The sequence below is a fragment of the Pseudomonas sp. AKS31 genome (assembly GCF_023634765.1).
Lineage (GTDB): Bacteria > Pseudomonadota > Gammaproteobacteria > Pseudomonadales > Pseudomonadaceae > Aquipseudomonas.
In genome coordinates this window covers 57,319-80,701 of the sequence record NZ_JAMLFX010000002.1, presented here as the reverse complement: position 1 = coordinate 80,701, position 23,383 = coordinate 57,319, and the positions used below count along the sequence as shown (strand labels likewise).

The window sequence follows — 23,383 nt, the reverse complement described above, 5'->3', positions numbered from 1 at the left end:
CCATGAACTTCAAACGCACCTTGCTGGCCGCTGCACTCCCGCTGATGTTTACCTTCACTGGCGCCGCTCAGGCACTGCAACTCAAATTTGCTGACATCCATCCCGCCGGTTATCCAACCGTGGTGGCCGAAGAAAACATGGGCAAGACCCTGACCAAGGAAACCAACGGCGAGCTGACCTTTCAGTACTTCCCCGGCGGTGTGCTGGGTTCCGAAAAGGAAGTCATCGAGCAGATGCAGGTCGGCGCAGTACAGCTGTCTCGCGTCAGCCTGGGTATCGTCGGCCCGGTGGTACCGGACGTGAACGTGTTCAACATGCCGTTCATCTTCCGCGACCATCAACACATGCGTAACGTCATCGACGGCCCGGTGGGCGACGAAATCCTCGACAAAATCACCCACTCCGAATTCGGCCTGGTGGCCCTGGCCTGGATGGACGGCGGCACGCGCAACGTCTACACCAAGAAACCGGTGCGCAAGCTCGAAGACCTCAAGGGCATGAAAATCCGCGTGCAAGGCAACCCGATGTTCATCGACATGATGAACGCCATGGGCGGCAACGGTATCGCCATGGACACCGGCGAAATCTTCAGTGCCCTGCAGACCGGCGTGATCGACGGCGCGGAAAACAACCCGCCAACCCTGCTCGAACATAACCACTTCCAGAACGCCAAGTACTACAGCCTGACCGGTCACCTTATCCTGCCAGAGCCGATCGTGATGTCGAAAATCACCTGGGAAAAACTGACCCCGGATCAACAAACGCTGGTCAAGACCGCCGCCAAGGCTGCCCAGGCTGAAGAGCGTGTGCTGTGGGACAAGAAGTCCGCTGCCAGTGAGGAAAAACTCAAGGCCGCGGGCGTCGAGTTCATCGAGGTCGACAAGAAACCCTTCTACGACGCCACCGCTCCGGTGCGGGAAAAATACGGCGCGAAATACGCCGACCTGATCAAGAAAATCGAAGCCGTCCAGTAACACTTCCCGCTCCGTACTCATGAGAAAAGGCCCGGCGCATCTGATGACTCAGGCGCGCCCGGTTACGGTGGAACCCGATGAAGAATCTGCTGCTGCGTATCAACGACAAGATCTACATGACGTGTATCTGGGTCGCCGGTCTTTCGGTCCTGGCGATTTCCCTGATGATTCCCTGGGGCGTGTTCGCCCGCTACGTGCTGGGCACCGGCTCGAGCTGGCCCGAGCCCACGGCGATTCTGTTGATGATGGTGTTTACCTTCATCGGCGCCGCCGCCAGTTACCGCGCCGGTGCGCACATGGCCGTGGCCATGCTCACCGACCGCATGCCTCCACAGCTGAGATCTGCGGCGGCGATATTCTCGCAACTGCTCATGGCGGCGATCTGCATCTTCATGACGATCTGGGGCGCCAAGCTGTGCATGTCCACCTGGAACCAGTTCATGGCGGCCCTTCCCGATCTGCGGGTGGGCGTGACCTATCTGCCGATTCCTGTGGGCGGCTTGCTGACGCTGGTTTTTGTTCTGGAAAAACTCTTGCTCGGTGACCAGAGCAAACGGCGGGTCGTGCAGTTCGACCTGGTGGAAGAAAGTGAAGGTGCCGCTTAATGGACGCTTTGATACTGCTGGGCAGTTTTATCGTATTGATCCTGATCGGCATGCCCGTCGCCTACGCGCTGGGCGCCGCCGCGCTGATCGGTGCATGGTGGATCGACATCCCGTTCCAGGCGGTGATGATCCAGGTCGCGTCAGGGGTGAACAAATTCTCGCTGCTGGCCATTCCGTTCTTCGTGCTGGCCGGTGCGATCATGGCCGAGGGCGGCATGTCGCGCCGGCTGGTGGCGTGTGCCGGGGTACTGGTGGGTTTTGTCCGCGGCGGTCTGTCACTGGTCAACATTGTCGCCTCGACCTTTTTCGGCGCGATTTCCGGCTCGTCGGTGGCCGACACCGCATCGGTGGGTTCGGTGCTGATTCCGGAAATGGAACGCAAGGGTTATCCACGGGAGTTCTCCACCGCCGTGACCGTCAGCGGCTCGGTGCAAGCCCTGCTGACTCCGCCAAGCCATAACTCGGTGCTCTACTCCCTGGCCGCCGGTGGTACGGTTTCGATTGCCTCGCTGTTCATGGCGGGCATCGTGCCAGGCTTGATGATGAGTGCCTGCCTGATGGTGCTGTGCCTGATCTTCGCGAAAAAGCGCAACTACCCCAAAGGTGAAGTCATCCCGATGCGCCAGGCGCTGAAAATCGTCGGCGAAGCCCTCTGGGGCATGATGGCGATGGTGATCATCCTCGGCGGCATCCTCTCGGGGATCTTCACGGCTACAGAGTCGGCGGCCATCGCCGTGCTGTGGTCGTTCTTCGTCACCATGTTCATCTACCGCGACTACAAGTGGAGCGAACTGCCGAAACTGATGCACCGCACCGTGCGGACGATTTCGATCGTGATGATCCTGATCGGTTTCGCCGCGAGCTTCGGCTACATCATGACCCTGATGCAGATCCCGGCGAAGATCACTACGCTGTTCCTGACCCTGTCGGACAACCGCTACGTGATCCTGATGTGCATCAACGTCATGCTGCTGTTGCTCGGCACGGTGATGGACATGGCGCCGCTGATCCTGATCCTCACGCCGATCCTGATGCCGGTGATTCTCGGCATCGGCGTGGATCCGGTGCAGTTCGGCATGATCATGCTGGTCAACCTCGGGATCGGACTGATAACACCGCCGGTGGGCGCGGTGCTGTTTGTCGGTTCAGCGGTGGGCAAGGTCAGCATCGAGAGCACCGTGAAAGCGCTGTTGCCGTTTTACGCGGTGCTGTTTCTGGTGCTGATGCTGGTCACATACGTTCCGGCGATTTCGCTGTGGTTGCCGCATCTGGTGTTGTAACACCCTAAAAGATCGTCCGATCGCGGCCCGAGCCTTCGGCAGCTCCTGCATGAATCGCATTCCCATGTAGGAGCTGTCGAGTGAAACGAGGCTGCGATCTTTTGATCTTCCCCACGCTCAGGCGCGAAACAGCATGTAGGCCGCCACCACCAGACACACGCTGGCAAACCCCACCTGCAATGCCCGCGCCGGCACCCGCGCACTGAGTTTGCGCCCGATGATCATGCCGACAATGCTGGCCACGATAAACGCTGCACCCTGCGCATCAATCCGCACACCGGCGTGAAACGAGCCGATCACCCCTATCACCGAAATCAGACTGATCACCATCAACGACGTCGCGACAATCCCGCGCATCTGCACATCGGTCAGTTGCTTGAACGCCGGCACGATCAAGAAGCCGCCACCGACGCCGAGCAAACCGGACACCACGCCGGTAATCGCGCCCAGTGCAGCCAGCGTTGCGGTGCATTTGGCGGTCCAGTCGAAGCGCCCGGTTTCTTCGTTGAGCATGCAATTCTTCTGACCCCAACTGGCGTGACCGTGATCGCTCGGCCCTTCCTGCTGACGCTCGCGGCGCAGCATGCGCCAGGCCACCATGACCATCAGCAGACTGAACAGAATCATCAGGATTTTCTCCGGCAACTGGTGCGCGAAGTAAATCCCCAATGGCGAAAACACGGCGCCCAACGCGGCAATCAACAACGCGGCGCGATAGCGCACCAGGCCATGACGCAAACCGTCGATAGCCCCGACCGCCGCCGCACTGCCCACCGCAAACAACGCCACTGGCGCTGCCTGGGTCATCGTCCAGCCGAGGCCGAGGACCAACGCCGGCACCGCGAGAATACCGCCGCCGGCCCCGGTCAAGCCGAGGACCAACCCCATCACCACACCAAACAGACTTGCCAGCAACATAGGGTTTTCTCAGTCGACTCTGGACAGAGTTGTCAGCCACTCGCGGCCCTTGAGCATGCCGTTCCAGTAGAACCACGGCAGCAAGGTTGCCTTGAGAAACCACGCCGAACGCCGCGCCACGGTCGGGTCCATCGGGAAGGTCGGCAGCAACTTGCCGGCATAGCCGAACTCGGCGAGGATCACCTTGCCCTTCTCCACCGTCAGCGGGCAGGAACCGTAGCCGTCGTACTTCAGCGGCAGCGGTTGCTGCTTGCGCAGAGCCAACAGGTTTTCCGCAACCACCACGATTTGCTTGCGCACTGCTGCGGCGGTTTTCGCGTTGCTGGTGCCGCAGATGTCACCCAGTGCGAACACCTCGGGATAGCGCGGATGCTGCAGGCTGTGTGGGTTGACCTCACACCAGCCAGCCGCGTCAGCCAGAGGACTTTGCGCGATGAAGTCCGGCGAAACCTGCGGTGGCACGACGTGGAGCAGATCGAAGGTTTTCGCCTCGAGGCTGGCATTGCCGTCCGCGTCCTTGACCTCGAACCATGCAGTTTTCGCCGGACCGTCGACCTTGACCAGGTTGGAGTTGAACGCCAGTTGTGCGTTGTATTTCTCGATGTACTTCATCAACGGCGGCACGAACGTCGCCACGCCGAACAGCGCGGCGCCAGCCAGATTGAATTCGACATGGATGTTGTTCAGCGCAGCGCTTTTACGCCAGTGATCGCACGACAGGTACAGCGCTTTTTGCGGCGCGCCGGCGCATTTGATCGGCATCGCCGGTTGCGTGAACAGCGCATTGCCGCCGCGCAGTTTCTGCACCTGATCCCAGGTGTACTGCGCGTGCTGATAGCTGTAATTGGAGGTGACGCCGTGGTTGCCAAGGCTCTCTTGCAAGCCTTCGATCTTCTCCCAGGCCAGGCGCAGACCGGGGCAGACGATCAGGTTCTGATAGCTGACCGTGCGTTGGTCGTTGAGGGTGAGCTGGCGCTGGTCCGGGTCGATCGCGGTGACTGCCGCTTGCAACCAGTTCGCTTGCTTGGGCATGACCTTGTTCATCGGTTTTGCGGTGTCTTTGACGTCGTAGGCGCCACCGCCGACCAGTGTCCACGCCGGTTGGTAGTAATGCTGGGTGCTCGGGTCGATGACTGTGATCTTCAAGTGTGGATCACGCTTGAGCAGACTGGCGACAAACCCGATACCGGCCGTACCGCCGCCGATGACTACGATGTCTGCACTGATGGATGGGCCCCAGTGTTGATCGTTCATTGCTTGTTCCTTTTACTGCACGCAAGGATTTCTCAGCCTCTACACAAAACCCTGTGGGAGCTGGCTTGCCAGCGATGGCGGAGTTTCAGTCGCCATCAATGTTGGCTGACACGCCCTCATCGCTGGCAAGCCAGCTCCCACAGGGTAAGTGATGTATTGGCTGGCATTTATTGATGGCCCAGACTTTTCAGCACGGCTCCGCAATACAGCCCGGACAGGGTCTTCATCACCTGAATGACTTCCGGACTGGCCAGACCATAAAAAATGTACTTGCCCTCACGACGGGTCGCGACCAGCCCTTCATCCCGCAGGATGCCCAGTTGCTGCGACAGCGTCGGCTGGCGTACGCCGGTCATTTTTTCCAGTTCGCCCACGTTGCGTTCGCCCTGGGTCAATTGACACAGGATCAACAGACGATCCTCATTGGCCAAGGCCTTGAGCAACGCGCAGGCCTTGGAGGCCGAGGCGCGCAGTTGGGCGACTTCACATTCGGTCAGACTGGATTGCATTTGCACGATGCCTTCAAGGTCACTTAAGCTGCGAACATTATGTTTTTAGATAAAGTGTTGCAACCCATTTTCCTTGTTCAGGTTGGTGTCCATGCCCGCGCAGATTGAAGCTTTCCTCGACCCCGCCTCCTCGACCTACAGCTATGTGGTCTATGAAACCGACGGTGGGCAGTGTGCGATCGTCGACCCGGTGCTCGATTACGACGGCGCCGCCGGACGCACCTGCACCGCCCAGGCCGACAAAATCATCGCCTTCGTCCGCGCGCACAACCTGCAGGTGCAGTGGCTGCTGGAAACCCATGCCCACGCCGATCACCTGTCCGCCGCGCCTTACTTGCGCCGCGAACTGGGCGGGAAAATCGCCATCGGCGAATCGATCAGCAAAGTGCAGAACGTGTTCAAGGCGCTGTTCAATCTGGAGCCGGAATTCTGCGTCGACGGTTCGCAGTTCGATCACCTGTTCGCGCCGAACGAGTCATTCCGCATCGGCAACCTCAAAGCCACTGCCCTGCATGTTCCAGGGCACACCCCGGCGGACATGGCCTACTTGATCGACGGCGAACAGATTCTGGTCGGCGACACGCTGTTCATGCCCGACGTTGGCACCGCGCGTTGCGACTTTCCCGGTGGCAACGCCCATCAGCTGTTCAACTCGATTCACAAACTGCTGGCCTTCCCGGCCAGCGTGAAACTCTACGTTTGCCACGACTACCCGCCCGACGGCCGTGCCTCGCAGTGCCAGACCACCGTCGGCGAACAGCGCAAAAGCAATATTCATGTGCATGACGGCATCGATGAGGCGGCGTTTGTCGAGATGCGTACGAAGCGTGATGCCGGGCTGGGCATGCCGACGCTGCTGCTGCCGGCGATTCAGGTCAATGTGCGGGCGGGGAATCTGCCGCCGGCCGAGGAAAACGGCGTGGTGTACCTGAAGATTCCGCTCAATTCTCTATAGGAAAAAGTCGCTCGAACCCTCGCCAGATTATTTTTCCTACGAACGCTGGCGATAGTGATGAACTGGTGAAAATCCCCTCAGCGATCAGACTCCATTGGGCAAACATTCAATGGAGTTTTCGCAATATGGATATTCGTCGTAATCACCGAGACATGACACCGCAACAGAAATCCGCGTTCATCGAAGCGATCCTGATACTGAAAAACAACGTCGACAGCGTCCTGCGCCCCGGGCAGCAAAATCGCTACGATGACTTCGTGCAGATCCACAAAAACTCGATGGGTGGGGCCAATCCGCTGATACCCAATCCGCACCGCAGCCCTTTGTTCTATCCGTGGCATCGAATTCTGCTTCGCCAGTTCGAACTGGCCCTGCAGTCCGCCACCAATGATCCGACCATCACCCTGCCCTACTGGAACTGGCAACTGACCGGAGCCGACAACCCCTTCACGTCTGACTTCATGGGTCCAAACGGTGACAACCTGCAAGATCAACGCGTCACTGGCGGCCCGTTTTCCAGGGAGCACTCACAATTCGATGTCAGGGTCTGGGACGAGGGCATTGGCAACACCGGCATTCTTCGAAATCTGGGGGCAAGCGGCGCACTGCCCACGCCGCTGGATGTTATTTCGGCCCTCAACAGAACGCCTTACTGGATGGATGAAAGCGGCTGGGAAAACGTCTCGGAAAGCCTTTTGCACAATCCGGTACATACCTGGATTGGCGGCAGCATGGCACAAGCTTCCTCACCCAACGATCCGATATTCTTCCTGCACCACTGCTACCTCGACTTGCTGTGGGAGCGCTGGAAACATCAGCATGCTGGAACTCCAGGCTTCACCAATGAGGCTGGCTCGGCAGACATGAATGAAACCGTTCTGGTCTTTCATCCTGCCAATGAACTGGCGCCCTGGGAGCAAAGCTTTACCGTCCAACAAACCCTCTATACCGCAGAACTCGATTACCGGTATGACTACATCTGACGTTCAGTTACCTAGCGTCAGGCCGTTCGCTGGCAGGGGCAACGCAGTCTTGTAGCGCACCTGCTTGAGCGCAAAGCTCGACCGGATGTTCGCCACACCGGGAACCTTGGTGAGGAAGTCCATCATGAAGCGTTCCAGCGACTGAATCGTCGGCACCAGGACCCGGATGAGGTAATCCGGGTCTCCGGCCATCAGGTAGCACTCCATCACCTCCGGGCGATCGGAAATGGCCTCTTCGAAATGCTGCAACGCCTCCTCGACCTGTTTTTCCAGACTGACATGGATGAACACGTTCACATGCAGCCCCAGCAGGTCGGCATCCAGCAGCGTCACCTGCTCGCGAATCAGGCCCAATTCCTCCATCGCCTTGACCCGGTTGAAGCACGGTGTCGGCGACAGATTGACCGAGCGCGCGAGGTCGGCGTTGGTGATACGCGCATTCTCCTGAAGGCTGTTGAGAATGCCGATATCGGTACGGTCCAGTTTGCGCATGAGACAAAACCACCTGTTTTTTATGTTTATGCAGAATTTCTATCTGCAAATCGTCTTCAGCGCAACGAAACAGAGATAAATATTCTTCTTGGCCGGGCCTATGATTGTTGTAGGACAAGATTTCTTCTACCGAAGAATGACTGCCAGCTCACTACAAGAAATTCACAAGATCGAGCGTAGAAGCCATGACCCAAGCGTATGAACCGCTGCGCCTGCACGTCCCTGAACCCTCGGGCCGTCCCGGCTGTAAAACCGACTTCTCCTATCTGCATCTGACCGATGCCGGTACGGTGCGCAAACCTTCCATCGACGTCGAACCTGCCGACACCGCCGACCTGGCGCGTGGGCTGATTCGCGTGCTCGACGATCAGGGCAACGCCCTCGGCCCATGGGCTGAAAACGTGCCGGTCGAGATCCTGCGCAAGGGCATGCGCGCCATGCTCAAGACGCGCATCTACGACAACCGCATGGTGGTCGCCCAGCGCCAGAAAAAAATGTCGTTCTACATGCAGAGCCTCGGCGAAGAAGCCATCGGCAGTGCTCAGGCCCTGGCCTTGAACATCGACGACATGTGCTTTCCGACCTATCGCCAGCAAAGCATCCTGATGGCTCGCGAAGTGCCGCTGGTCGACCTGATCTGCCAACTGCTGTCCAACGAGCGCGATCCGCTCAAGGGCCGGCAGTTGCCAATCATGTACTCGGTCAAGGACGCCGGTTTCTTCACCATTTCCGGCAACCTCGCCACTCAGTTCATTCAGGCTGTCGGCTGGGGCATGGCCTCGGCGATCAAGGGCGACACGAAAATCGCCTCGGCGTGGATCGGTGACGGCGCTACCGCCGAGTCGGACTTCCACACCGCCCTCACCTTCGCCCACGTTTATCGCGCGCCGGTGATCCTCAACGTGGTGAACAACCAGTGGGCGATTTCGACCTTCCAGGCAATTGCCGGTGGTGAAGCCACCACCTTCGCCGGACGCGGCGTCGGTTGCGGCATCGCTTCACTGCGCGTGGATGGCAACGATTTCTACGCGGTCTATGCGGCATCTGCCTGGGCTGCCGAACGCGCCCGCCGCAACCTCGGCCCGACCATGATCGAATGGGTCACCTACCGCGCCGGCCCGCACTCGACCTCCGACGATCCATCCAAATACCGCCCGGCCGATGACTGGAGCCATTTCCCGCTCGGCGACCCGATCGCCCGTCTCAAACAGCACCTGATCAAAGTCGGTCACTGGTCGGAAGAGGAGCACACCGCCGTCAGCGCCGAACTTGAGGCCGAAGTGATTGCCGCACAGAAACAGGCCGAACAGTACGGCACCCTCGCCGGCGGCCAGATTCCAAGCGCCGCGACCATGTTCGAAGACGTCTACAAAGAGATGCCGGAGCACTTGAAGCGCCAGCGTCAGCAGTTGGGGATCTGACATGAACGATCACAACAACAATATTCAGTTGGAAACCGCCATGACCACGACCACCATGACCATGATCCAGGCCCTGCGCTCGGCCATGGATGTGATGCTTGAGCGTGATGACAATGTGGTGGTGTTCGGTCAGGACGTCGGCTACTTCGGCGGCGTGTTCCGCTGCACCGAAGGCCTGCAGACCAAGTACGGCACTTCCCGCGTATTCGACGCACCGATCTCCGAAAGCGGCATCGTCGGCGTCGCCGTCGGCATGGGTGCCTACGGTTTGCGTCCGGTCGCCGAGATCCAGTTCGCCGACTACGTCTACCCGGCTTCCGACCAGATCATTTCCGAAGCGGCGCGCCTGCGCTATCGCTCGGCCGGCGAGTTCACCGCGCCAATGACCCTGCGCATGCCATGCGGCGGCGGCATCTACGGCGGCCAGACCCACAGCCAGAGCATCGAGGCGATGTTCACCCAGGTCTGTGGTCTGCGCACGGTGATGCCGTCCAACCCGTATGACGCCAAAGGCTTGCTGATCGCCTCCATCGAAAACGATGACCCGGTGATCTTCCTAGAGCCGAAACGCCTGTACAACGGCCCGTTCGATGGCCACCACGACCGCCCGGTAACGCCGTGGTCGAAACACCCGCAAGCCCAGGTGCCGGACGGTTACTACACCGTACCGCTGGACGTCGCCGCAATCACCCGTCCGGGCAAGGACGTCACCGTGCTGACCTACGGCACCACCGTCTACGTCTCGCAAGTCGCGGCCGAAGAATCCGGCGTCGATGCCGAAGTCATCGACCTGCGCAGCCTGTGGCCGCTGGACCTGGAAACCATCGTCAAATCGGTGAAGAAAACCGGCCGTTGCGTGGTGGTTCACGAGGCCACCCGCACCTGTGGTTTCGGCGCCGAACTGGTGTCGCTGGTGCAAGAGCATTGCTTCCATCACCTGGAAGCGCCGATTGAACGCGTCACCGGTTGGGACACCCCCTACCCGCACGCGCAAGAGTGGGCGTATTTCCCTGGGCCGTCCCGAGTGGGTGCGGCGTTGAAACGGGTCATGGAGGTCTGAATGGGCACGCACGTTATCAAGATGCCGGACATCGGCGAAGGCATCGCAGAAGTAGAACTGTCGCAGTGGCACGTCAAGGTCGGCGATCTGGTGGTTGAAGACCAGGTGCTGGCGGACGTGATGACCGACAAGGCGATGGTCGATATTCCCTCGCCGGTGCACGGCAAGGTGATTGCCCTCGGCGGTCAGCCGGGTGAAGTCATGGCCGTTGGCAGTGTGTTGATCAGCATTGAGGTTGAAGGTGCCGGTAACTTGAAAGAGTCCGCCGCACCCGCGCCCGTCAAAGAAGCACCGGTTGCGCCGAAAGTTGAAGCTGCTGTCGAAAGCAAACCCGCTCCGGCTGCCGCACCACGTCCGGCTGCGGTTTGCCAGGGCCCGATGGTTGCCCGCGAAGCCGATGAGCGCCCACTGGCCTCACCGGCCGTGCGCAAACATGCGCTGGATCTGGGCATTCAATTGCGTCTGGTACGCGGTTCCGGCCCGGCCGGTCGTGTGCTGCACGAAGACCTTGAAGCCTATCTGGCGCAAGGTCAGTCGAACGCTTCGGCACCGGTTGCCGCCGCGTACGCCCAGCGTAACGACGAAGAACAGATTCAGGTGATCGGCATGCGCCGCAAGATCGCCCAGCGCATGCAGGACGCTACTCAGCGTGCTGCGCACTTCAGCTACGTTGAGGAAATCGACGTTACAGCCATCGAAGAACTGCGCACGCATCTGAATGAAAAACACGGCGCCAGCCGTGGCAAGTTGACTTTGCTGCCATTCCTCGTCCGCGCCCTGGTCGTCGCCCTGCGCGACTTCCCGCAGATGAACGCCCGTTACGACGATGAAGCTCAGGTCATCACCCGCCTCGGCGCCGTGCATGTCGGCGTCGCCACGCAAAGCGATGTCGGCCTGATGGTGCCGGTGGTGCGTCATGCCGAGGCGCGCAGCCTGTGGGACAGCGCCGCCGAGATCTCGCGTTTGGCCAACGCAGCGCGCAATGGCAAGGCCAGCCGTGATGAGCTGTCTGGCTCGACCATCACCCTGACCAGCCTCGGTGCCTTGGGCGGCATCGTCAGCACGCCGGTGCTGAACCTGCCGGAAGTGGCGATTGTCGGCGTGAACAAAATCGTCGAACGGCCAATGGTCGTCAAAGGCCAGGTGGTAATCCGCAAGATGATGAACCTCTCCAGCTCCTTCGATCACCGTGTGGTCGACGGCATGGACGCAGCGCTCTTCATCCAGGCCATTCGTGGCTTGATCGAACAACCTGCCACTTTGTTTGTGGAGTAAGGCGCGCATGCAATCTCTGAACACTACGCTGCTGATCATCGGCGGCGGTCCTGGCGGTTATGTGACCGCGATTCGCGCCGGGCAACTGGGCATCCCGACGATTCTGGTCGAAGGCCAGTCGCTGGGCGGCACCTGCCTGAACATCGGCTGCATCCCGTCGAAAGCGCTGATTCATGTGGCTGAGCAGTTTCACCAGACGCAGTATCACAGCCAGCATTCAGCGCTGGGCATCAGCGTTTCCGCGCCGAGCCTGGACATCAGCAAAAGCGTCGAGTGGAAAGACGGCATCGTTGATCGCCTGACCACTGGCGTCGCGGCGCTGCTGAAAAAGAACAAGGTTCAGGTCATCAATGGCTGGGCCAAAGTCATCGACGGCAAAACCGTCGACGTCGGCGACACGCGCATCCAGTGCGAGCATTTGGTTCTGGCCACTGGTTCGACCAGTGTCAACTTGCCGATCCTGCCGATTGGCGGGCCAATCATCTCCTCCACCGAAGCGCTGGCACCGAAATCCGTGCCCAAACGTCTGGTGGTGGTGGGCGGCGGTTACATTGGTCTGGAACTGGGCATCGCTTACCGCAAGCTCGGCGCCGAGGTCAGCGTGGTCGAGGCGCAGGACCGCATCTTGCCGGCCTACGATGCGGAGCTGACGCAACCGGTGCACGACGCGTTGAAGCAACTGGGTGTGAAACTGTACCTCAAGCACAGCGTGCTGGGTTTCGACGGTACTTTGCAGGTGCGCGATCCCGAGGGCGAAACCCTGAATCTGGAAACCGATCAGGTGCTGGTCGCCGTCGGTCGCAAACCGAACACGCAAGGCTGGAACCTCGAAGCGCTGAATCTGGACATGAACGGCTCGGCCATCAAGATCGACAACCGCTGCCAGACCAGCATGCGCAACGTCTACGCCATCGGCGACCTGAGCGGCGAACCGATGCTCGCGCACCGGGCCATGGCCCAGGGCGAAATGGTCGCCGAGCTGATCAGCGGCAAAACCCGCGAGTTCAACCCGACCGCCATCGCCGCCGTGTGCTTCACCGACCCGGAACTGGTGGTGGTCGGCAAGACGCCGGACGAGGCCAAGGCTGCCGGGCTGGACTGCATCGTCTCGAGTTTCCCGTTCGCCGCCAATGGCCGTGCGATGACGCTGGAGTCGAAAAGCGGCTTCGTGCGCGTGGTCGCTCGTCGGGATAACCATGTGATAGTCGGCTGGCAAGCGGTGGGCGTGGGTGTTTCGGAGTTGTCGACGGCATTCGCGCAAAGCCTGGAAATGGGCGCGCGCCTGGAAGACATCGGCGGCACCATCCATGCGCACCCGACCTTGGGTGAAGCGGTGCAGGAAGCGGCGTTGCGTGCCCTCGGGCATGCGTTGCACCTGTAACTGGTGATGGCAACACCGGCCCCTTCGCGAGCAGGCTCGCTCCCACATTTGAAATGCGTTCCACCTGTGGGAGCGAGCCTGCTCGCGAATTCTTGAGGGCAACACGATTTATCTGTGTGTCATCCGATAGTCCGGGCTGCGAAACCGCTCAAGAATGAAGTATTGTTGTGCCCATCCAAAAAACGTCAGAAGCCTTGAACCGTTTCGGCGGTTGTTCAGTGATAGAGGGTGTCATGGGTAACGAAAGCATCAATTGGGACAAGCTGGGTTTTGACTACATCAAGACCGATAAACGCTATCTGTCGTACTTTCGCGATGGCGAGTGGGACAAAGGCACCCTGACCGAAGATAACGTGCTGCACATCAGCGAAGGCTCGACGGCCCTTCACTATGGCCAGCAGTGCTTCGAAGGCCTGAAGGCCTATCGTTGCAAGGACGGCTCGATCAACCTGTTCCGCCCGGATCAGAACGCCGCGCGCATGCAACGCAGTTGCGCCCGCCTGCTGATGCCGCACGTGTCCACCGAGCAGTTCATCGAAGCGTGCAAGCAAGTGGTTCGCGCCAACGAGCGCTTCATCCCGCCATACGGCACCGGCGGCGCGCTGTACCTGCGTCCGTTCGTGATCGGCGTGGGTGACAACATCGGCGTGCGCACCGCGCCGGAGTTCATCTTCTCGGTGTTCGCGATCCCGGTCGGCGCCTATTTCAAGGGCGGCCTGACCCCGCACAACTTCCAGATCTCCAGCTTCGACCGCGCTGCTCCACAAGGCACCGGTGCGGCCAAGGTCGGTGGCAACTACGCCGCCAGCCTGATGCCGGGCTCCCAGGCCAAGAAAGCGCACTTCGCTGACGCCATCTACCTGGATCCGCTGACCCACAAGAAGATCGAGGAAGTCGGTTCGGCCAACTTCTTCGGGATCACCCACGACAACAAGTTCATCACCCCGAACTCGCCGTCGGTCCTGCCAGGCATCACCCGCCTGTCGCTGATCGAACTGGCCAAGACCCGTCTGGGCCTGGAAGTGGTTGAAGGTGATGTGCTGATCGACAAGCTCTCGGACTTCAAGGAAGCCGGTGCCTGCGGTACTGCTGCGGTGATCACCCCGATCGGCGGCATCAGCTACAACGACCACCTGCACGTGTTCCACAGCGAGACCGAAGTGGGTCCAGTGACCCAGAAGCTCTACAAAGAGCTGACTGGCGTGCAGACCGGCGACATCGAAGCGCCAGCGGGCTGGATCGTCAAGGTTTGATCTGACGGCTGCTGATGCACAAAAGCCCTCCACCGAGTGATTGGTGGGGGGCTTTTTTGATTGTGGTTGTTGGTTTTTTTTGTGTAAGGCTGGAGATCTTTTCCCCCTCACCCCAGCCCTCTCCCCCAAGGGGAGCGAGGGGGAAAGGGGGCCGATTTTTGTGCTTTTCAAAACCTGAGTTCGACGCGAGCTTTCAGGTCGATGTAGTGCGGGAGAACACCTCGGTCGGCCCCCTCTCCCTCCGGGAGAGGGCTGGGGTGAGGGTAAGCTTTTAGCTCTTCAAGGCAATCCGTTTGCCTGCACGGTTGGCAATCCCGCTCGCCTGCCCATTCTGCTGCTTACCCATCCGCGCCTGCGTAATCAACCCGGGGATCAACTCCCCCTCCGGCAGGTTCTTCCAGAACCGCGCCGGCAAATGCCCCTGCATGACCTTCGGGTTCAACCGTGCCGGGTTGAAGATGTGGCTGTAATAGGTCAGCCACAGATCCCCATGGGGATCGTCGACGTTCTGCGCCAGTTGCTGCCATTCCAGCGGGCATTGCCGTTGATGGATCAGTTGTTCGCCATCGTAATAGACCCCGTCACGCGGGGTGGCGATCAACCAGCGATGGCGGCCCATCCGTCCAATGAAATGCTCACTGGCACTGTGCAGGATGTCGTGGGCCGGTTCGTGCCACGCCACGTACTGCGGACCCGCGCTGGAGGATGGGCGTTCGATGAAACGTACAAACGCATGCAGATGATGGGCCTCCCGATGCACTTGCTTGATCCGTCGCTGCAGCTCGCTGCCGAGTTTGTCCCCGGCCATCATTGCCGTACGGTCGCCGTGGCTGACGCGCCACAGCACTTCATACAACAAACTCCAGCGTTGATCACCGCGATAGCGCGAGGCCTGTTCCAGGGTGTCGAGCAGCGCTCGCGGAATACGTGCCTGAAACGGCCCCTGCCCTTCGGGCACCGGATCATCATTGGCAAACAGATCACCCACGCCTTGCGAGGCCCAGCTCACCAGACTCGGATCGACTTCATGGCTCAGCAGCCAGCGCGCCTGCTGGCGCCAGGTGTCGAACAGGTCGTCGCAATCAAGATTGATCATCCCCACAGCCCCATCTGCTGTGGCATCGGCCGGTCGCGCAATTGCTGATAGAGCATATGGCTGGTGACCTCGGCCTGCTGCGGGTGATAGTCGCTGGTGATGATGAACGGCTTGGCCTTGGCCAGCACGCAGCGCATGCGCGCGACGTCTTCGTAACGGATGCGCCGCTGGCGGCGCAGCTCCATCAGACGTTCGGTGGTGCGCAGACCAATGCCGGGAATACGCGCGATCAACGATGCTTCGGCACGGTTCAGATCCAGCGGAAACACCTCGCGATTCTGCAGCGCCCAAGCCAGTTTCGGGTCGATGTCCAGCGCCAGATTGCCCGGCCCCTTGAGCAATTCATCGGCGCTGTAGCCGTAGCTGCGCAGGAGAAAATCGGCCTGATACAAACGGTGTTCGCGCATCAGCGGCGGCGCGGCCAGCGGTACGCTTTTCGGGCTGTCGGGGATGGGGCTGAAGGCCGAGTAATAGACCCGGCGCAAACGGAAGTTGCCGTACAAGGCCTGAGCGCTATGGAGGATGGTGCTGTCGTCGGTGTCGTCGGCGCCGACAATCAATTGCGTGCTCTGCCCGGCCGGGGCGAACTTAGCCGAGCGTGGTTCGTTCAACACGGTCTGCACGCCGGTGTAGATGGTGTTCATTGCCTGTTTGATCGATGTGATGTCTTTCTCCGGCGCCAGCACTTGCAGGCTGGCATCGGTGGGCAGTTCGATGTTGACGCTCAGGCGATCGGCGTAGCGCCCCGCTTCTTCGATCAACGCCGGATCGGCTTCGGGAATGGTCTTGAGATGGATGTACCCGCGAAACTCATGTTCTTCGCGCAGCAGCTTCGCCACCCGCACCAATTGCTCCATGGTGTAGTCCGCCGAGCGAATGATGCCGGAACTGAGAAACAGCCCGCTGACGCAGTTGCGCCGGTAGAAATCCATGGTCAGCGCCACGACCTCCTCAGGCGTAAAGCGCGCACGCGGGACATCGCTGGAGCGGCGGTTGACGCAATACTGGCAATCGTAAAGGCAGAAGTTGGTCAGCAGAATCTTCAACAGCGACACGCAGCGCCCGTCCGGCGTGTAGCTGTGGCAGATGCCCATGCCATCGGTCGAGCCCAACCCGCTCTTGCCCTCGGAGCTGCGCTTGGGCGCGCCGCTGCTCGCGCAGGACGCGTCGTACTTGGCGGCGTCGGCGAGGATGCTCAGCTTGTCGATGATTTGCATGGCGCGGGCTCTATACTGTTTGCATATACAGTATAGGGTCGTCTGCGGTGATACAAGGTGGCAGATGCGCCCCTCGTCGGTCAGAAGCTGAAAATCAAAAGATCGCAGCCTTCGGCAGCTCCTACAGGGATTCGGTACGGTCGGAATTTATCGGGTGGGCACGCTTTACGGCTGGCTGCGATCTTTTGATCTGCCCGTCGACCGGCCACTCAACACCAAACCGCGCACCGATCTCCTTGCGCCCCGCCGCCGTCAACGCCAACGCCCGACTGTCCAGATCCTGCGTCACCCACTTGCGCTTCAACGCCGTTTGCAACAGCGCCGCGCCCAGCGCGCCACCGAGATGCGGCCGGCGCATGCTCCAGTCCAGGCACGGGCAGGCAAACTTGCGGCGCAGGGTGGTCAAGTCCTGCACTTCAATTCCAAGTCCGAGAAACAACGCCTCGCCGCTTGCACTCAAGCGATACGCCTGCTCGTCGGTTGCCACCAGCCAACCGGCCTCGAGCAAACGGTCGTGCAGCAACACCGCCAGCGTTCCGGCCATGTGATCGTAGCAAGTGCGGGCGAATTGAAGGCGATCCGGGGTGTGCGCCTTGAACGTCGGCGCGGCGTTCTGGCCGATCACCATCAGCGCTTCCAGCGCTTGTGCCACCCGCTGATCGGCGAGGCTGTAATAGCGATGGCGGCCCTGCACATGCAGGCGTACCAGGGCCAGGTCCTTGAGTTTCGCCAGGTGCACACTGGCGGTCGAGGCGCTGACTTCGGCGATCGTCGCCAACTCAGTGCTGGTACGGGCGTGGCCGTCCATCAGCGAACAGAGGATTTTCGTTCGCGCCGGCTCGGCGATGGCGGCGGCCACTTGGGAAACGCCGATGTCCTGATGTTCTGCGTGCATAGTTCGCTCCCGGACGAATCGTCGTCGCTGCGCAGTGGAGATAGTAGCAACACTTTCCCCGACGACAAGGATGCAAACCATGAACCCGATCAGCGCCGCAACGCACGCCGATCCTTATCCCTACTACGCCCAGTTGCGCGCAGCAGGTGGACTGACGTTTCATCCCGAGCTGAAATTGTGGGTCGCCAGCAGCGCCCGAGCGGTGTGTGCGGTGTTGGCCCACGCCGATTGCCGGGTGCGTCCGGCGCAGGAGCCCGTACCCAAAGCCCTTGCAAATGGCATGGCCGGCAAGGTCTTTGGCCAACTGATGCGGATGAATGACGGTGAACGCCAGCGCTGCCCGCGTTCTGCGATTGAGCCTGAGTTGGCCGCGCTCGACCTTGAGGCCGTCGACAGACTGGTCGCCGCGCGGCTGATCACAGCGGACGCCGACGGTGTGTATAAGGCGATGTTTCGTGGCCCGGTGTGCGTGGTCGCGGCGCTGCTGGGCTTCACCCCGGCGCAGGCGCGGGTCATCAGTGAGCTGACGGCGGACTTCGTTGCCTGCCTGTCGCCGTTGAGCAATGACCTGCAATTGGCAGCGGCAGATGCAGCGGCCGAGCAGATGCGCGGTTACTTCATCGAATTGCTCGCCGAACCCGCCAGCGACTTCCTCAGCGCGATCCAACAGCGCTTTGCCGGCGATGAAGACACCATGATCGCCAACCTGATCGGCCTCTGTTCGCAGGCGTTCGAAGCTTGCGCCGGCCTGATCGGCAATACGCTGTTGGCGCTACGTCGGCAGCCGGCGTTGCGCGGCGAATCTGTCGAAGCGCTGCTCAGCGAAGTCCAGCGTTTCGACCCGCCGGTGCAGAACACTCGGCGCTTTGTCGCCGCGTCCTGTGAGATTGCCGGTGTGCGGGTCGAAGCAGGCGATGTGATTCTGGTGCTGCTGGCCTCGGCCAATCGTGATCCGGCGTTCAACGACCGGCCGGAGCAGTTTCTGTCACAGCGCGCCAACCGCCGCAGTTTCAGTTTTGGCAGTGGCCGGCATCAGTGTCCGGGGCAAGCGCTGGCGATGAGTATTGCCGGGGCGACGGTCAGGGAAATAATCAGGCTCGACATCGACCTGAATCGCCTGAGCTGGCACTACCGGCCTTCGCTCAATGGGCGCATTCCAATATTTAGCGATGTCGACGCCTGAAACTCCGCATTCGCGAGCAGACTCGCTCCCACAGGGTTACGGGGTGTACACACTGTTGAAATCACCTTGAAAACTGTGGGAGCGCGCCTGCTCGCGAAGAGGCCAGCCCAGTCACTGCAAATTCTGGCTCACGCCGCCCACTGCAAAATCAGCCAACTGTTAGCGCCGCTGATCACCACAAACAAGCCCCACGCCAACACCCGGGTTGGCCAACGGTTCACAAACGGCCCCATCAGCTTTTTATCATTGGTCATGCGGATCAATGGATACAAGGCAAACGGCAATTGCAGACTCAACACCACCTGACTCAACACCAGCAATTTGCCGATCGCGTTATCGCCCATCAGCCACACGCCGATAAACGCCGGAATCAACGCCAGTCCGCGAGTAATCAAGCGCCGCTGCCAGCACGGGATCCGCAGGTTCAGATACCCCTCCATGATCACCTGGCCGGCGATGGTGCCGGTGAAGGTCGAACTCTGCCCCGACGCGAGCAGCGCGACGCCGAACAACACGCTGGCCAGCGCGCCGCCCACCAGCGGATCGAGCAAGTGGTAGGCGTCCTGAATGTCCACCACATCAGTGTGCCCGGACTGGTGAAACGCCGCAGCGGCGAGAATCAGGATGGCCGCGTTGACCAGCAACGCCAGGGCCAGCGAACCGATGGTGTCGATGCGCGCCAGTTTCACCGCGTCCCGCTTGCTCGCCAGATCCTTGCCGATCATCCGCGTCTGCACGATCGAGGTGTGCAGATAGAGGTTATGCGGCATCACCGTCGCGCCGAGAATACCGATCGCCAGGTACATCGGCGCCGCCTCGCTGATCGCCGCCAGCGACGGTTTGAAACCTTGGGCGACGTCCGGCCAGTAGGGTTTAATCAGCAGCAACTCAACGAAAAAACACACGCCGATCGTCGCGACCAGCACCAGCATGATCGCTTCCAGACGGCGGAAACCACGATTCTGCAAGGCCAGCACGAGCAAGGTGTCGAACGCCGTCAAGGCAATGCCGAAGGTCAGCGAACAACCAAGCAACAAGTGAAACGCCAACGCGCAGCCGAGCACTTCGGCCAGATCAGTGGCGATGATCGAGATTTCCGCCAGCACCCACTGCAGGCGTGCAGTGGGCGTGCTGTAGCGCTCGCGGGACAATTGCGCCAGATCGCGCCCGGTGGCAATGCCCAACCTCGAGCACAGGCACTGCACGACCATGCCTGCCAGACTCGCCAGCAACACCACAAATAACAGGCTGTAACCAAAGCGTGAACCGGCCTCGATGGCCGTGGCCCAGTTGCCCGGGTCCATGTAGCCGATCGACACCAGCAAACCGGGGCCGGCGAAACGCAGCACGCGTTTGAAGAACGAGGCGTTGGGATCCACCGCAACACTGCCGGCCACTTCCGGCGGGCAAAACGGCGCGGTGGCGATTTTGGGCAAACTGAATTTCACGCACACATCCAGAAACAAGTCGGAAAGGCGCAGCTTAGAGGTTTCCGCCACAGCCTTGAAGCGCAAAAGATCGTCCGATCGCGGCCCGAGCCTTCGGCAGCTCCTACATTGGAATGCACTCTCCTGTAGGAGCTGCCGAAGGCTGCGATCTTTTGCTCTTATCGACTCCCCCCCAACAACTGTTCGCGCAAAGCGGGATTGCGCGTGCGCGGATCGAGCCAGATATCAAAAAACGCCCGGGCAAACAGCGGGTCATTGATCTCGTGCTGCAATTGCTGACCAACAAAAAACCGCGCGCCCTGCCCCGGCAGGTACACGCCGGTAATCCGCGTGCCGGCCTGCACGTCGACGAATGACTGCTGCATCTGTACCTGCCACCCGGCCAATTGCGCCGGGCTGACGCGGGCACCGGCCAGGCGTTTGATTTCGTCGACACTGGCCTTGACCAGGTCGTCGCGGGAAATGTTGCGGCGGTAGATCAGCTCCAGCGCAAACGGCTGACCGTCGACCAAGGGCCGCGCGGCGCTCCACAGCCGCGCGTTGTAGACATCGAACCCGAACACGCTGAAATCACCGGTGCCGATGATCTGCGCGCCGGGCACTGCATCCTGCCAGTTGGCCCAGGTCGGCGTCAGCAACAGCGCCCACAAGCCAATACCGCAGCATCCTCGCACCAGTTTCGGTGTTCTTTTCATCGCAGCATCGACTCCGGTAAACCCTGATACACACATCATAGCCGGGTATCGCTCCCGATACTTTGTATACAAAAACTGCGCACATAGGCAGCAATCGCCGATCGACAATGCTAACGTGGCCTACCCTCAACGGACGGAGACACCTGCGTGCTGATCCTCAAACTGCTGCTGATTCCCGGTTTTCTGCTGCTGATTTCCCTGGCGGGCAAACGCTGGGGGCCGAGCGTGGCCGGGTGGCTGTCGGGATTGCCGGTGGTGGTCGGGCCGATCCTGTTTTTCCTCGCCATCGAGCAAGGTCCGGCGTTTGCCGCACAGTCAGCGGTGGCCGCGTTGTCGGCGATGTTCGCGATGATTGCGTTCTGCATCACCTACGCGCAGGTGGCGCAGCGGGCGAACTGGCCGTTGGCGTTGGCGGCGTCGCTGTCGGTGTGGGCCGTGATTGCTTGGGTGTTGTCGCTGATCCCGGCATCGCTGCCTTTTTCAGTGGCGGCGGCGGCAGTTGCGTTGTTGGCATCGCCGTATCTGTTTCCCACGGTACAACCGGTGCTCAGCGGCCCGGCGCCGAAGTCGGACAAGCTGATCTGGCGGATGATCGCTGGCGCCGCGCTGACCCTGGTGGTGACGATGCTCGCCAGCACCGTCGGCGAGCGCTGGAGCGGTTTGCTCGCGGTGTTCCCGGTGCTCGGCAGTGTGATGGCGGTGTTCTCGCAACAGACCCGCGGCCCGGCATTTACCGCCGCATTGTTACGGGCGACAGCGACTGGCATGTATTCGTTTTCGGCGTTTTGTCTGGTCTCGGCGCTGACTTTGCCGAGCATGGGGCTGAGTGGATTCGCCGTGGGTGTGGCGGTGTCGGTGGCGATGCTTGGTGTGACCAAACGATTGTTGGCCCGTCCGCTGGCGAAAGCGCAGGCGCAGCAACCGCTCAGATGATTCGCGCTGGAACGCCCGGCACGCTCCGTGGGATGATCGCCCGCCTCGCGCGACCATCCACCGGAGATTCACATGTCACTGTTGAGCAAAAAAGCCGTCGTCCTGCTGGTGGCGGCCCTCGCCGGTTTCGGCGCCCTCCACGCCCAAGCGGCCAAGGAAAAAGTCAGCGCCGAGAAAGTCTCGATGCTTGATGGCAAGTTCACATTCGTGTTGCCTAAAGGTTTCATCGCCGACCCGCTGCCGCCCAGCCCGAGCGGGACCAAGGGCACGATGTACACCAATGAAGCGACGAAGACCGTGGTCATTACAGCTGAAAACAAGATTCCCGAAGGCCAGCACGTCAAGGACAACGACGGCCAGTTCCTCGACGGCACCGTCTCAAGCTTCATCGAAGACCAACGCAAGGCCCTGCCGGACTTCAACAAACTCAGTGAAAAAAGCCTGACCCAGAAAGGCACCGGTCTTGGCTTGCGTCAGGTCGACAGCACCGCGACCCAGGGCGGCGGCCAGACCCTCAACACCACGTTGATGGCCGGCTCCGGGACGAAAATGGCGCTGGTGCAGGTGATCTCCCGCGCCAGCGACAAGAAAGGTCACGATGCACTGGTGAAAACCATCCTCAAGGATTGAGCTGCTGCAACCAGCCGCTCAAGTCACGCAGCTCGGCCGCACTGATACTGTGGCCGACGCCGGGGTAGGCATGGAACTGCGGTTTATAACCGAGTTTCTGTAACTGAGCGTTGGCCTCGGTGCCGTTCTTATACGGCACCGGATCATCGGCGGTACCGTGGCCGATGAAGATGCTCAGCGGCAACGGCTGCTGCTCGCCCTTGAGTTCAGCCTTCAAGACCGGCAATAAACGCCCGCTCAACGCGGCGATCCCGCCGACAGCGACTGGCGGCCGCAACCCCACTTCGTAGGTCATCATCGCGCCTTGGCTGAAGCCGATCAGGTACACCTTGCTCGGGGTGGTGTGATATTTCTGCGCCGCTTGCGCGATAAAGTCGCGCAGCTTCTGGGCACTGACCTTCAGATCATCGCTCTCGCCGTTGTAGGCGCCTTCGCCTTTCTTGCGGAACCACTGGAAACGTCCTTCGCCCAACGACAACGGCGCCTGCACCGACAGGTAGTTGTATTGCGCCGGGAGCTGGAATTTCATGCCGATCAGATCGGCTTCGTTACTGCCATAGCCATGCAGAAAAATCACCAGCGGACGCGCCTCGGCATCGGCGTGAACCTGCTCGATGTACTTGAGCGGCAGATCGGATTGCAGCGTCGTTTGCGCCTGCACGGCGCTGGACGCCAGCAGGGTCAACAGAGCAAACACCTTCAACATAGAGCCTTCCTTTCACAGAGTGTCGGGTTCGGGGGGAGCCTAACATCCTGCGGCGAGGATCCAAATTCGGTGGTGCTGCTGATGCCGCCATCGCTGGCAAGCCAGCTCCCACAGGATTTGTGTGAACGCAATATTTGTGAACACCTTCAATCACTGTGGGAGCTGGCTTGCCAGCGATGAGGCCAGTAGCCCCAATGAAGGTCTATAAATTGGGTTTGCT

At 60.5% G+C, this 23,383-nt stretch carries 23 protein-coding genes; 13 read left to right on the top strand and 10 right to left on the bottom strand.

What is annotated here, in order from left to right:
• Positions 1 to 2: 2 nt before the first annotated feature.
• From M9827_RS06480 to M9827_RS06470, 3 genes are all read left to right on the top strand, one after another.
• Positions 3 to 974, top strand: a complete 972-nt coding sequence (locus M9827_RS06480) for a TRAP transporter substrate-binding protein (protein WP_250604371.1) — start codon at positions 3 to 5, stop codon at positions 972 to 974.
• A 77-nt stretch (positions 975 to 1,051) separates the two neighbouring features.
• Positions 1,052 to 1,579, top strand: a complete 528-nt coding sequence (locus tag M9827_RS06475) for a TRAP transporter small permease (protein ID WP_007915101.1) — start codon at positions 1,052 to 1,054, stop codon at positions 1,577 to 1,579.
• Positions 1,579 to 2,859 (top strand): TRAP transporter large permease, encoded by a 1,281-nt coding sequence (locus M9827_RS06470; protein ID WP_250604369.1) that lies wholly within the window; start codon positions 1,579 to 1,581, stop codon positions 2,857 to 2,859. The genes M9827_RS06475 and M9827_RS06470 overlap by 1 nt, the downstream gene beginning before the upstream one ends.
• A gap of 117 nt (positions 2,860 to 2,976) precedes the next feature.
• Here M9827_RS06470 and M9827_RS06465 read toward each other — a convergent pair whose 3' ends face one another.
• From M9827_RS06465 to M9827_RS06455, 3 genes are all read right to left on the bottom strand, one after another.
• Positions 2,977 to 3,777, bottom strand: coding sequence for a sulfite exporter TauE/SafE family protein (locus tag M9827_RS06465; protein WP_250604367.1), 801 nt, complete (start codon positions 3,775 to 3,777; stop codon positions 2,977 to 2,979).
• A gap of 9 nt (positions 3,778 to 3,786) precedes the next feature.
• Positions 3,787 to 5,031: an NAD(P)/FAD-dependent oxidoreductase gene (locus M9827_RS06460; protein ID WP_250604365.1), complete on the bottom strand. Its 1,245-nt coding sequence runs from the start codon at positions 5,029 to 5,031 to the stop codon at positions 3,787 to 3,789.
• A 167-nt stretch (positions 5,032 to 5,198) separates the two neighbouring features.
• Positions 5,199 to 5,540 carry an ArsR/SmtB family transcription factor gene (locus M9827_RS06455; RefSeq protein ID WP_007965280.1) on the bottom strand — a complete coding sequence of 114 codons (342 nt, stop codon included), beginning with the start codon at positions 5,538 to 5,540 and terminating at the stop codon, positions 5,199 to 5,201.
• Positions 5,541 to 5,631: 91 nt separating this feature from the next.
• Between M9827_RS06455 and M9827_RS06450 the strand changes: the two genes are divergently transcribed.
• Together M9827_RS06450 and M9827_RS06445 are read left to right on the top strand one after the other, a co-directional pair.
• Positions 5,632 to 6,495 (top strand): MBL fold metallo-hydrolase, encoded by an 864-nt coding sequence (locus M9827_RS06450; RefSeq protein ID WP_250604363.1) that lies wholly within the window; start codon positions 5,632 to 5,634, stop codon positions 6,493 to 6,495.
• 125 nt (positions 6,496 to 6,620) lie between these two features.
• A complete protein-coding gene (locus tag M9827_RS06445; protein ID WP_250604361.1) occupies positions 6,621 to 7,478 on the top strand; it encodes a tyrosinase family protein in 858 nt (285 codons plus the stop codon).
• Between the two features lie 3 nt (positions 7,479 to 7,481).
• On the opposite strand, the gene bkdR is transcribed toward M9827_RS06445, so the two are convergent.
• Positions 7,482 to 7,970 (bottom strand): Bkd operon transcriptional regulator BkdR, encoded by a 489-nt coding sequence (bkdR, locus tag M9827_RS06440; protein ID WP_007915088.1) that lies wholly within the window; start codon positions 7,968 to 7,970, stop codon positions 7,482 to 7,484.
• A gap of 185 nt (positions 7,971 to 8,155) precedes the next feature.
• Between bkdR and M9827_RS06435 the strand changes: the two genes are divergently transcribed.
• The 5 genes from M9827_RS06435 to M9827_RS06415 all read left to right on the top strand — a co-directional run bounded on the left by M9827_RS06435 (position 8,156) and on the right by M9827_RS06415 (position 14,360).
• On the top strand, positions 8,156 to 9,391 hold the full coding sequence (locus tag M9827_RS06435; RefSeq protein WP_077573470.1) for a 3-methyl-2-oxobutanoate dehydrogenase (2-methylpropanoyl-transferring) subunit alpha: 1,236 nt from the start codon (positions 8,156 to 8,158) through the stop codon (positions 9,389 to 9,391).
• 1 nt (position 9,392) lies between these two features.
• Positions 9,393 to 10,451 (top strand): alpha-ketoacid dehydrogenase subunit beta, encoded by a 1,059-nt coding sequence (locus tag M9827_RS06430; RefSeq protein ID WP_003224000.1) that lies wholly within the window; start codon positions 9,393 to 9,395, stop codon positions 10,449 to 10,451.
• Positions 10,452 to 11,726 carry a dihydrolipoamide acetyltransferase family protein gene (locus M9827_RS06425; RefSeq protein ID WP_250604358.1) on the top strand — a complete coding sequence of 425 codons (1,275 nt, stop codon included), beginning with the start codon at positions 10,452 to 10,454 and terminating at the stop codon, positions 11,724 to 11,726.
• A 7-nt stretch (positions 11,727 to 11,733) separates the two neighbouring features.
• The gene (gene lpdA, locus M9827_RS06420; RefSeq protein ID WP_250604357.1) at positions 11,734 to 13,107 is read left to right on the top strand and encodes a dihydrolipoyl dehydrogenase; all 1,374 of its coding nucleotides are present in this window, start codon (positions 11,734 to 11,736) and stop codon (positions 13,105 to 13,107) included.
• A 233-nt stretch (positions 13,108 to 13,340) separates the two neighbouring features.
• The gene (locus M9827_RS06415) at positions 13,341 to 14,360 is read left to right on the top strand and encodes a branched-chain amino acid aminotransferase (RefSeq protein ID WP_123450621.1); all 1,020 of its coding nucleotides are present in this window, start codon (positions 13,341 to 13,343) and stop codon (positions 14,358 to 14,360) included.
• Positions 14,361 to 14,631: 271 nt separating this feature from the next.
• On the opposite strand, the gene M9827_RS06410 is transcribed toward M9827_RS06415, so the two are convergent.
• From M9827_RS06410 to M9827_RS06400, 3 genes are all read right to left on the bottom strand, one after another.
• Positions 14,632 to 15,456 carry a TIGR03915 family putative DNA repair protein gene (locus tag M9827_RS06410; protein WP_250604355.1) on the bottom strand — a complete coding sequence of 275 codons (825 nt, stop codon included), beginning with the start codon at positions 15,454 to 15,456 and terminating at the stop codon, positions 14,632 to 14,634.
• Positions 15,453 to 16,673, bottom strand: a complete 1,221-nt coding sequence (locus tag M9827_RS06405) for a putative DNA modification/repair radical SAM protein (RefSeq protein WP_250604353.1) — start codon at positions 16,671 to 16,673, stop codon at positions 15,453 to 15,455. Before M9827_RS06405 ends, M9827_RS06410 begins: the two co-directional genes overlap by 4 nt.
• Positions 16,674 to 16,794: 121 nt before the next feature.
• Positions 16,795 to 17,568 carry an ArsR/SmtB family transcription factor gene (locus tag M9827_RS06400; protein WP_250604351.1) on the bottom strand — a complete coding sequence of 258 codons (774 nt, stop codon included), beginning with the start codon at positions 17,566 to 17,568 and terminating at the stop codon, positions 16,795 to 16,797.
• Positions 17,569 to 17,647: 79 nt separating this feature from the next.
• Between M9827_RS06400 and M9827_RS06395 the strand changes: the two genes are divergently transcribed.
• Positions 17,648 to 18,751: a cytochrome P450 gene (locus tag M9827_RS06395; protein WP_250604349.1), complete on the top strand. Its 1,104-nt coding sequence runs from the start codon at positions 17,648 to 17,650 to the stop codon at positions 18,749 to 18,751.
• Between the two features lie 128 nt (positions 18,752 to 18,879).
• On the opposite strand, the gene M9827_RS06390 is transcribed toward M9827_RS06395, so the two are convergent.
• Together M9827_RS06390 and M9827_RS06385 are read right to left on the bottom strand one after the other, a co-directional pair.
• Positions 18,880 to 20,199 (bottom strand): Nramp family divalent metal transporter, encoded by a 1,320-nt coding sequence (locus tag M9827_RS06390; protein WP_250604346.1) that lies wholly within the window; start codon positions 20,197 to 20,199, stop codon positions 18,880 to 18,882.
• Positions 20,200 to 20,357: 158 nt separating this feature from the next.
• On the bottom strand, positions 20,358 to 20,894 hold the full coding sequence (locus M9827_RS06385; RefSeq protein ID WP_250604345.1) for a chalcone isomerase family protein: 537 nt from the start codon (positions 20,892 to 20,894) through the stop codon (positions 20,358 to 20,360).
• 147 nt (positions 20,895 to 21,041) lie between these two features.
• On the opposite strand from M9827_RS06385, the gene M9827_RS06380 reads away from it, so the two are divergent.
• Positions 21,042 to 21,827, top strand: coding sequence for a hypothetical protein (locus M9827_RS06380; RefSeq protein ID WP_250604343.1), 786 nt, complete (start codon positions 21,042 to 21,044; stop codon positions 21,825 to 21,827).
• Positions 21,828 to 21,899: 72 nt separating this feature from the next.
• A complete protein-coding gene (locus tag M9827_RS06375) occupies positions 21,900 to 22,457 on the top strand; it encodes a DcrB/PsbP domain-containing protein (protein WP_250604341.1) in 558 nt (185 codons plus the stop codon).
• On the opposite strand, the gene M9827_RS06370 is transcribed toward M9827_RS06375, so the two are convergent.
• Entirely contained in the window at positions 22,447 to 23,163 is a 717-nt protein-coding gene (locus M9827_RS06370; RefSeq protein WP_250604339.1) for an alpha/beta hydrolase, read from the bottom strand. The genes M9827_RS06375 and M9827_RS06370 overlap by 11 nt on opposite strands.
• Between the last annotated feature and the right edge of the window lie 220 nt (positions 23,164 to 23,383).

Coding starts and splice junctions, on each gene's coding strand:
- M9827_RS06415 (WP_123450621.1), top strand. CDS start 13,341: ATGGGTAACGAAAGCATCAATTGGGACAAGCTGGGTTTTGACTACATC.
- M9827_RS06405 (WP_250604353.1), bottom strand. CDS start 16,673: ATGCAAATCATCGACAAGCTGAGCATCCTCGCCGACGCCGCCAAGTAC.
- M9827_RS06375 (WP_250604341.1), top strand. CDS start 21,900: ATGTCACTGTTGAGCAAAAAAGCCGTCGTCCTGCTGGTGGCGGCCCTC.
- M9827_RS06480 (WP_250604371.1), top strand. CDS start 3: ATGAACTTCAAACGCACCTTGCTGGCCGCTGCACTCCCGCTGATGTTT.
- M9827_RS06460 (WP_250604365.1), bottom strand. CDS start 5,031: ATGAACGATCAACACTGGGGCCCATCCATCAGTGCAGACATCGTAGTC.
- M9827_RS06465 (WP_250604367.1), bottom strand. CDS start 3,777: ATGTTGCTGGCAAGTCTGTTTGGTGTGGTGATGGGGTTGGTCCTCGGC.
- M9827_RS06395 (WP_250604349.1), top strand. CDS start 17,648: ATGAACCCGATCAGCGCCGCAACGCACGCCGATCCTTATCCCTACTAC.
- M9827_RS06435 (WP_077573470.1), top strand. CDS start 8,156: ATGACCCAAGCGTATGAACCGCTGCGCCTGCACGTCCCTGAACCCTCG.
- M9827_RS06430 (WP_003224000.1), top strand. CDS start 9,393: ATGAACGATCACAACAACAATATTCAGTTGGAAACCGCCATGACCACG.
- M9827_RS06445 (WP_250604361.1), top strand. CDS start 6,621: ATGGATATTCGTCGTAATCACCGAGACATGACACCGCAACAGAAATCC.
- M9827_RS06475 (WP_007915101.1), top strand. CDS start 1,052: ATGAAGAATCTGCTGCTGCGTATCAACGACAAGATCTACATGACGTGT.
- M9827_RS06450 (WP_250604363.1), top strand. CDS start 5,632: ATGCCCGCGCAGATTGAAGCTTTCCTCGACCCCGCCTCCTCGACCTAC.
- M9827_RS06385 (WP_250604345.1), bottom strand. CDS start 20,894: ATGAAAAGAACACCGAAACTGGTGCGAGGATGCTGCGGTATTGGCTTG.
- bkdR (WP_007915088.1), bottom strand. CDS start 7,970: ATGCGCAAACTGGACCGTACCGATATCGGCATTCTCAACAGCCTTCAG.
- M9827_RS06470 (WP_250604369.1), top strand. CDS start 1,579: ATGGACGCTTTGATACTGCTGGGCAGTTTTATCGTATTGATCCTGATC.
- M9827_RS06400 (WP_250604351.1), bottom strand. CDS start 17,568: ATGCACGCAGAACATCAGGACATCGGCGTTTCCCAAGTGGCCGCCGCC.
- M9827_RS06410 (WP_250604355.1), bottom strand. CDS start 15,456: ATGATCAATCTTGATTGCGACGACCTGTTCGACACCTGGCGCCAGCAG.
- M9827_RS06425 (WP_250604358.1), top strand. CDS start 10,452: ATGGGCACGCACGTTATCAAGATGCCGGACATCGGCGAAGGCATCGCA.
- lpdA (WP_250604357.1), top strand. CDS start 11,734: ATGCAATCTCTGAACACTACGCTGCTGATCATCGGCGGCGGTCCTGGC.
- M9827_RS06370 (WP_250604339.1), bottom strand. CDS start 23,163: ATGTTGAAGGTGTTTGCTCTGTTGACCCTGCTGGCGTCCAGCGCCGTG.
- M9827_RS06455 (WP_007965280.1), bottom strand. CDS start 5,540: ATGCAATCCAGTCTGACCGAATGTGAAGTCGCCCAACTGCGCGCCTCG.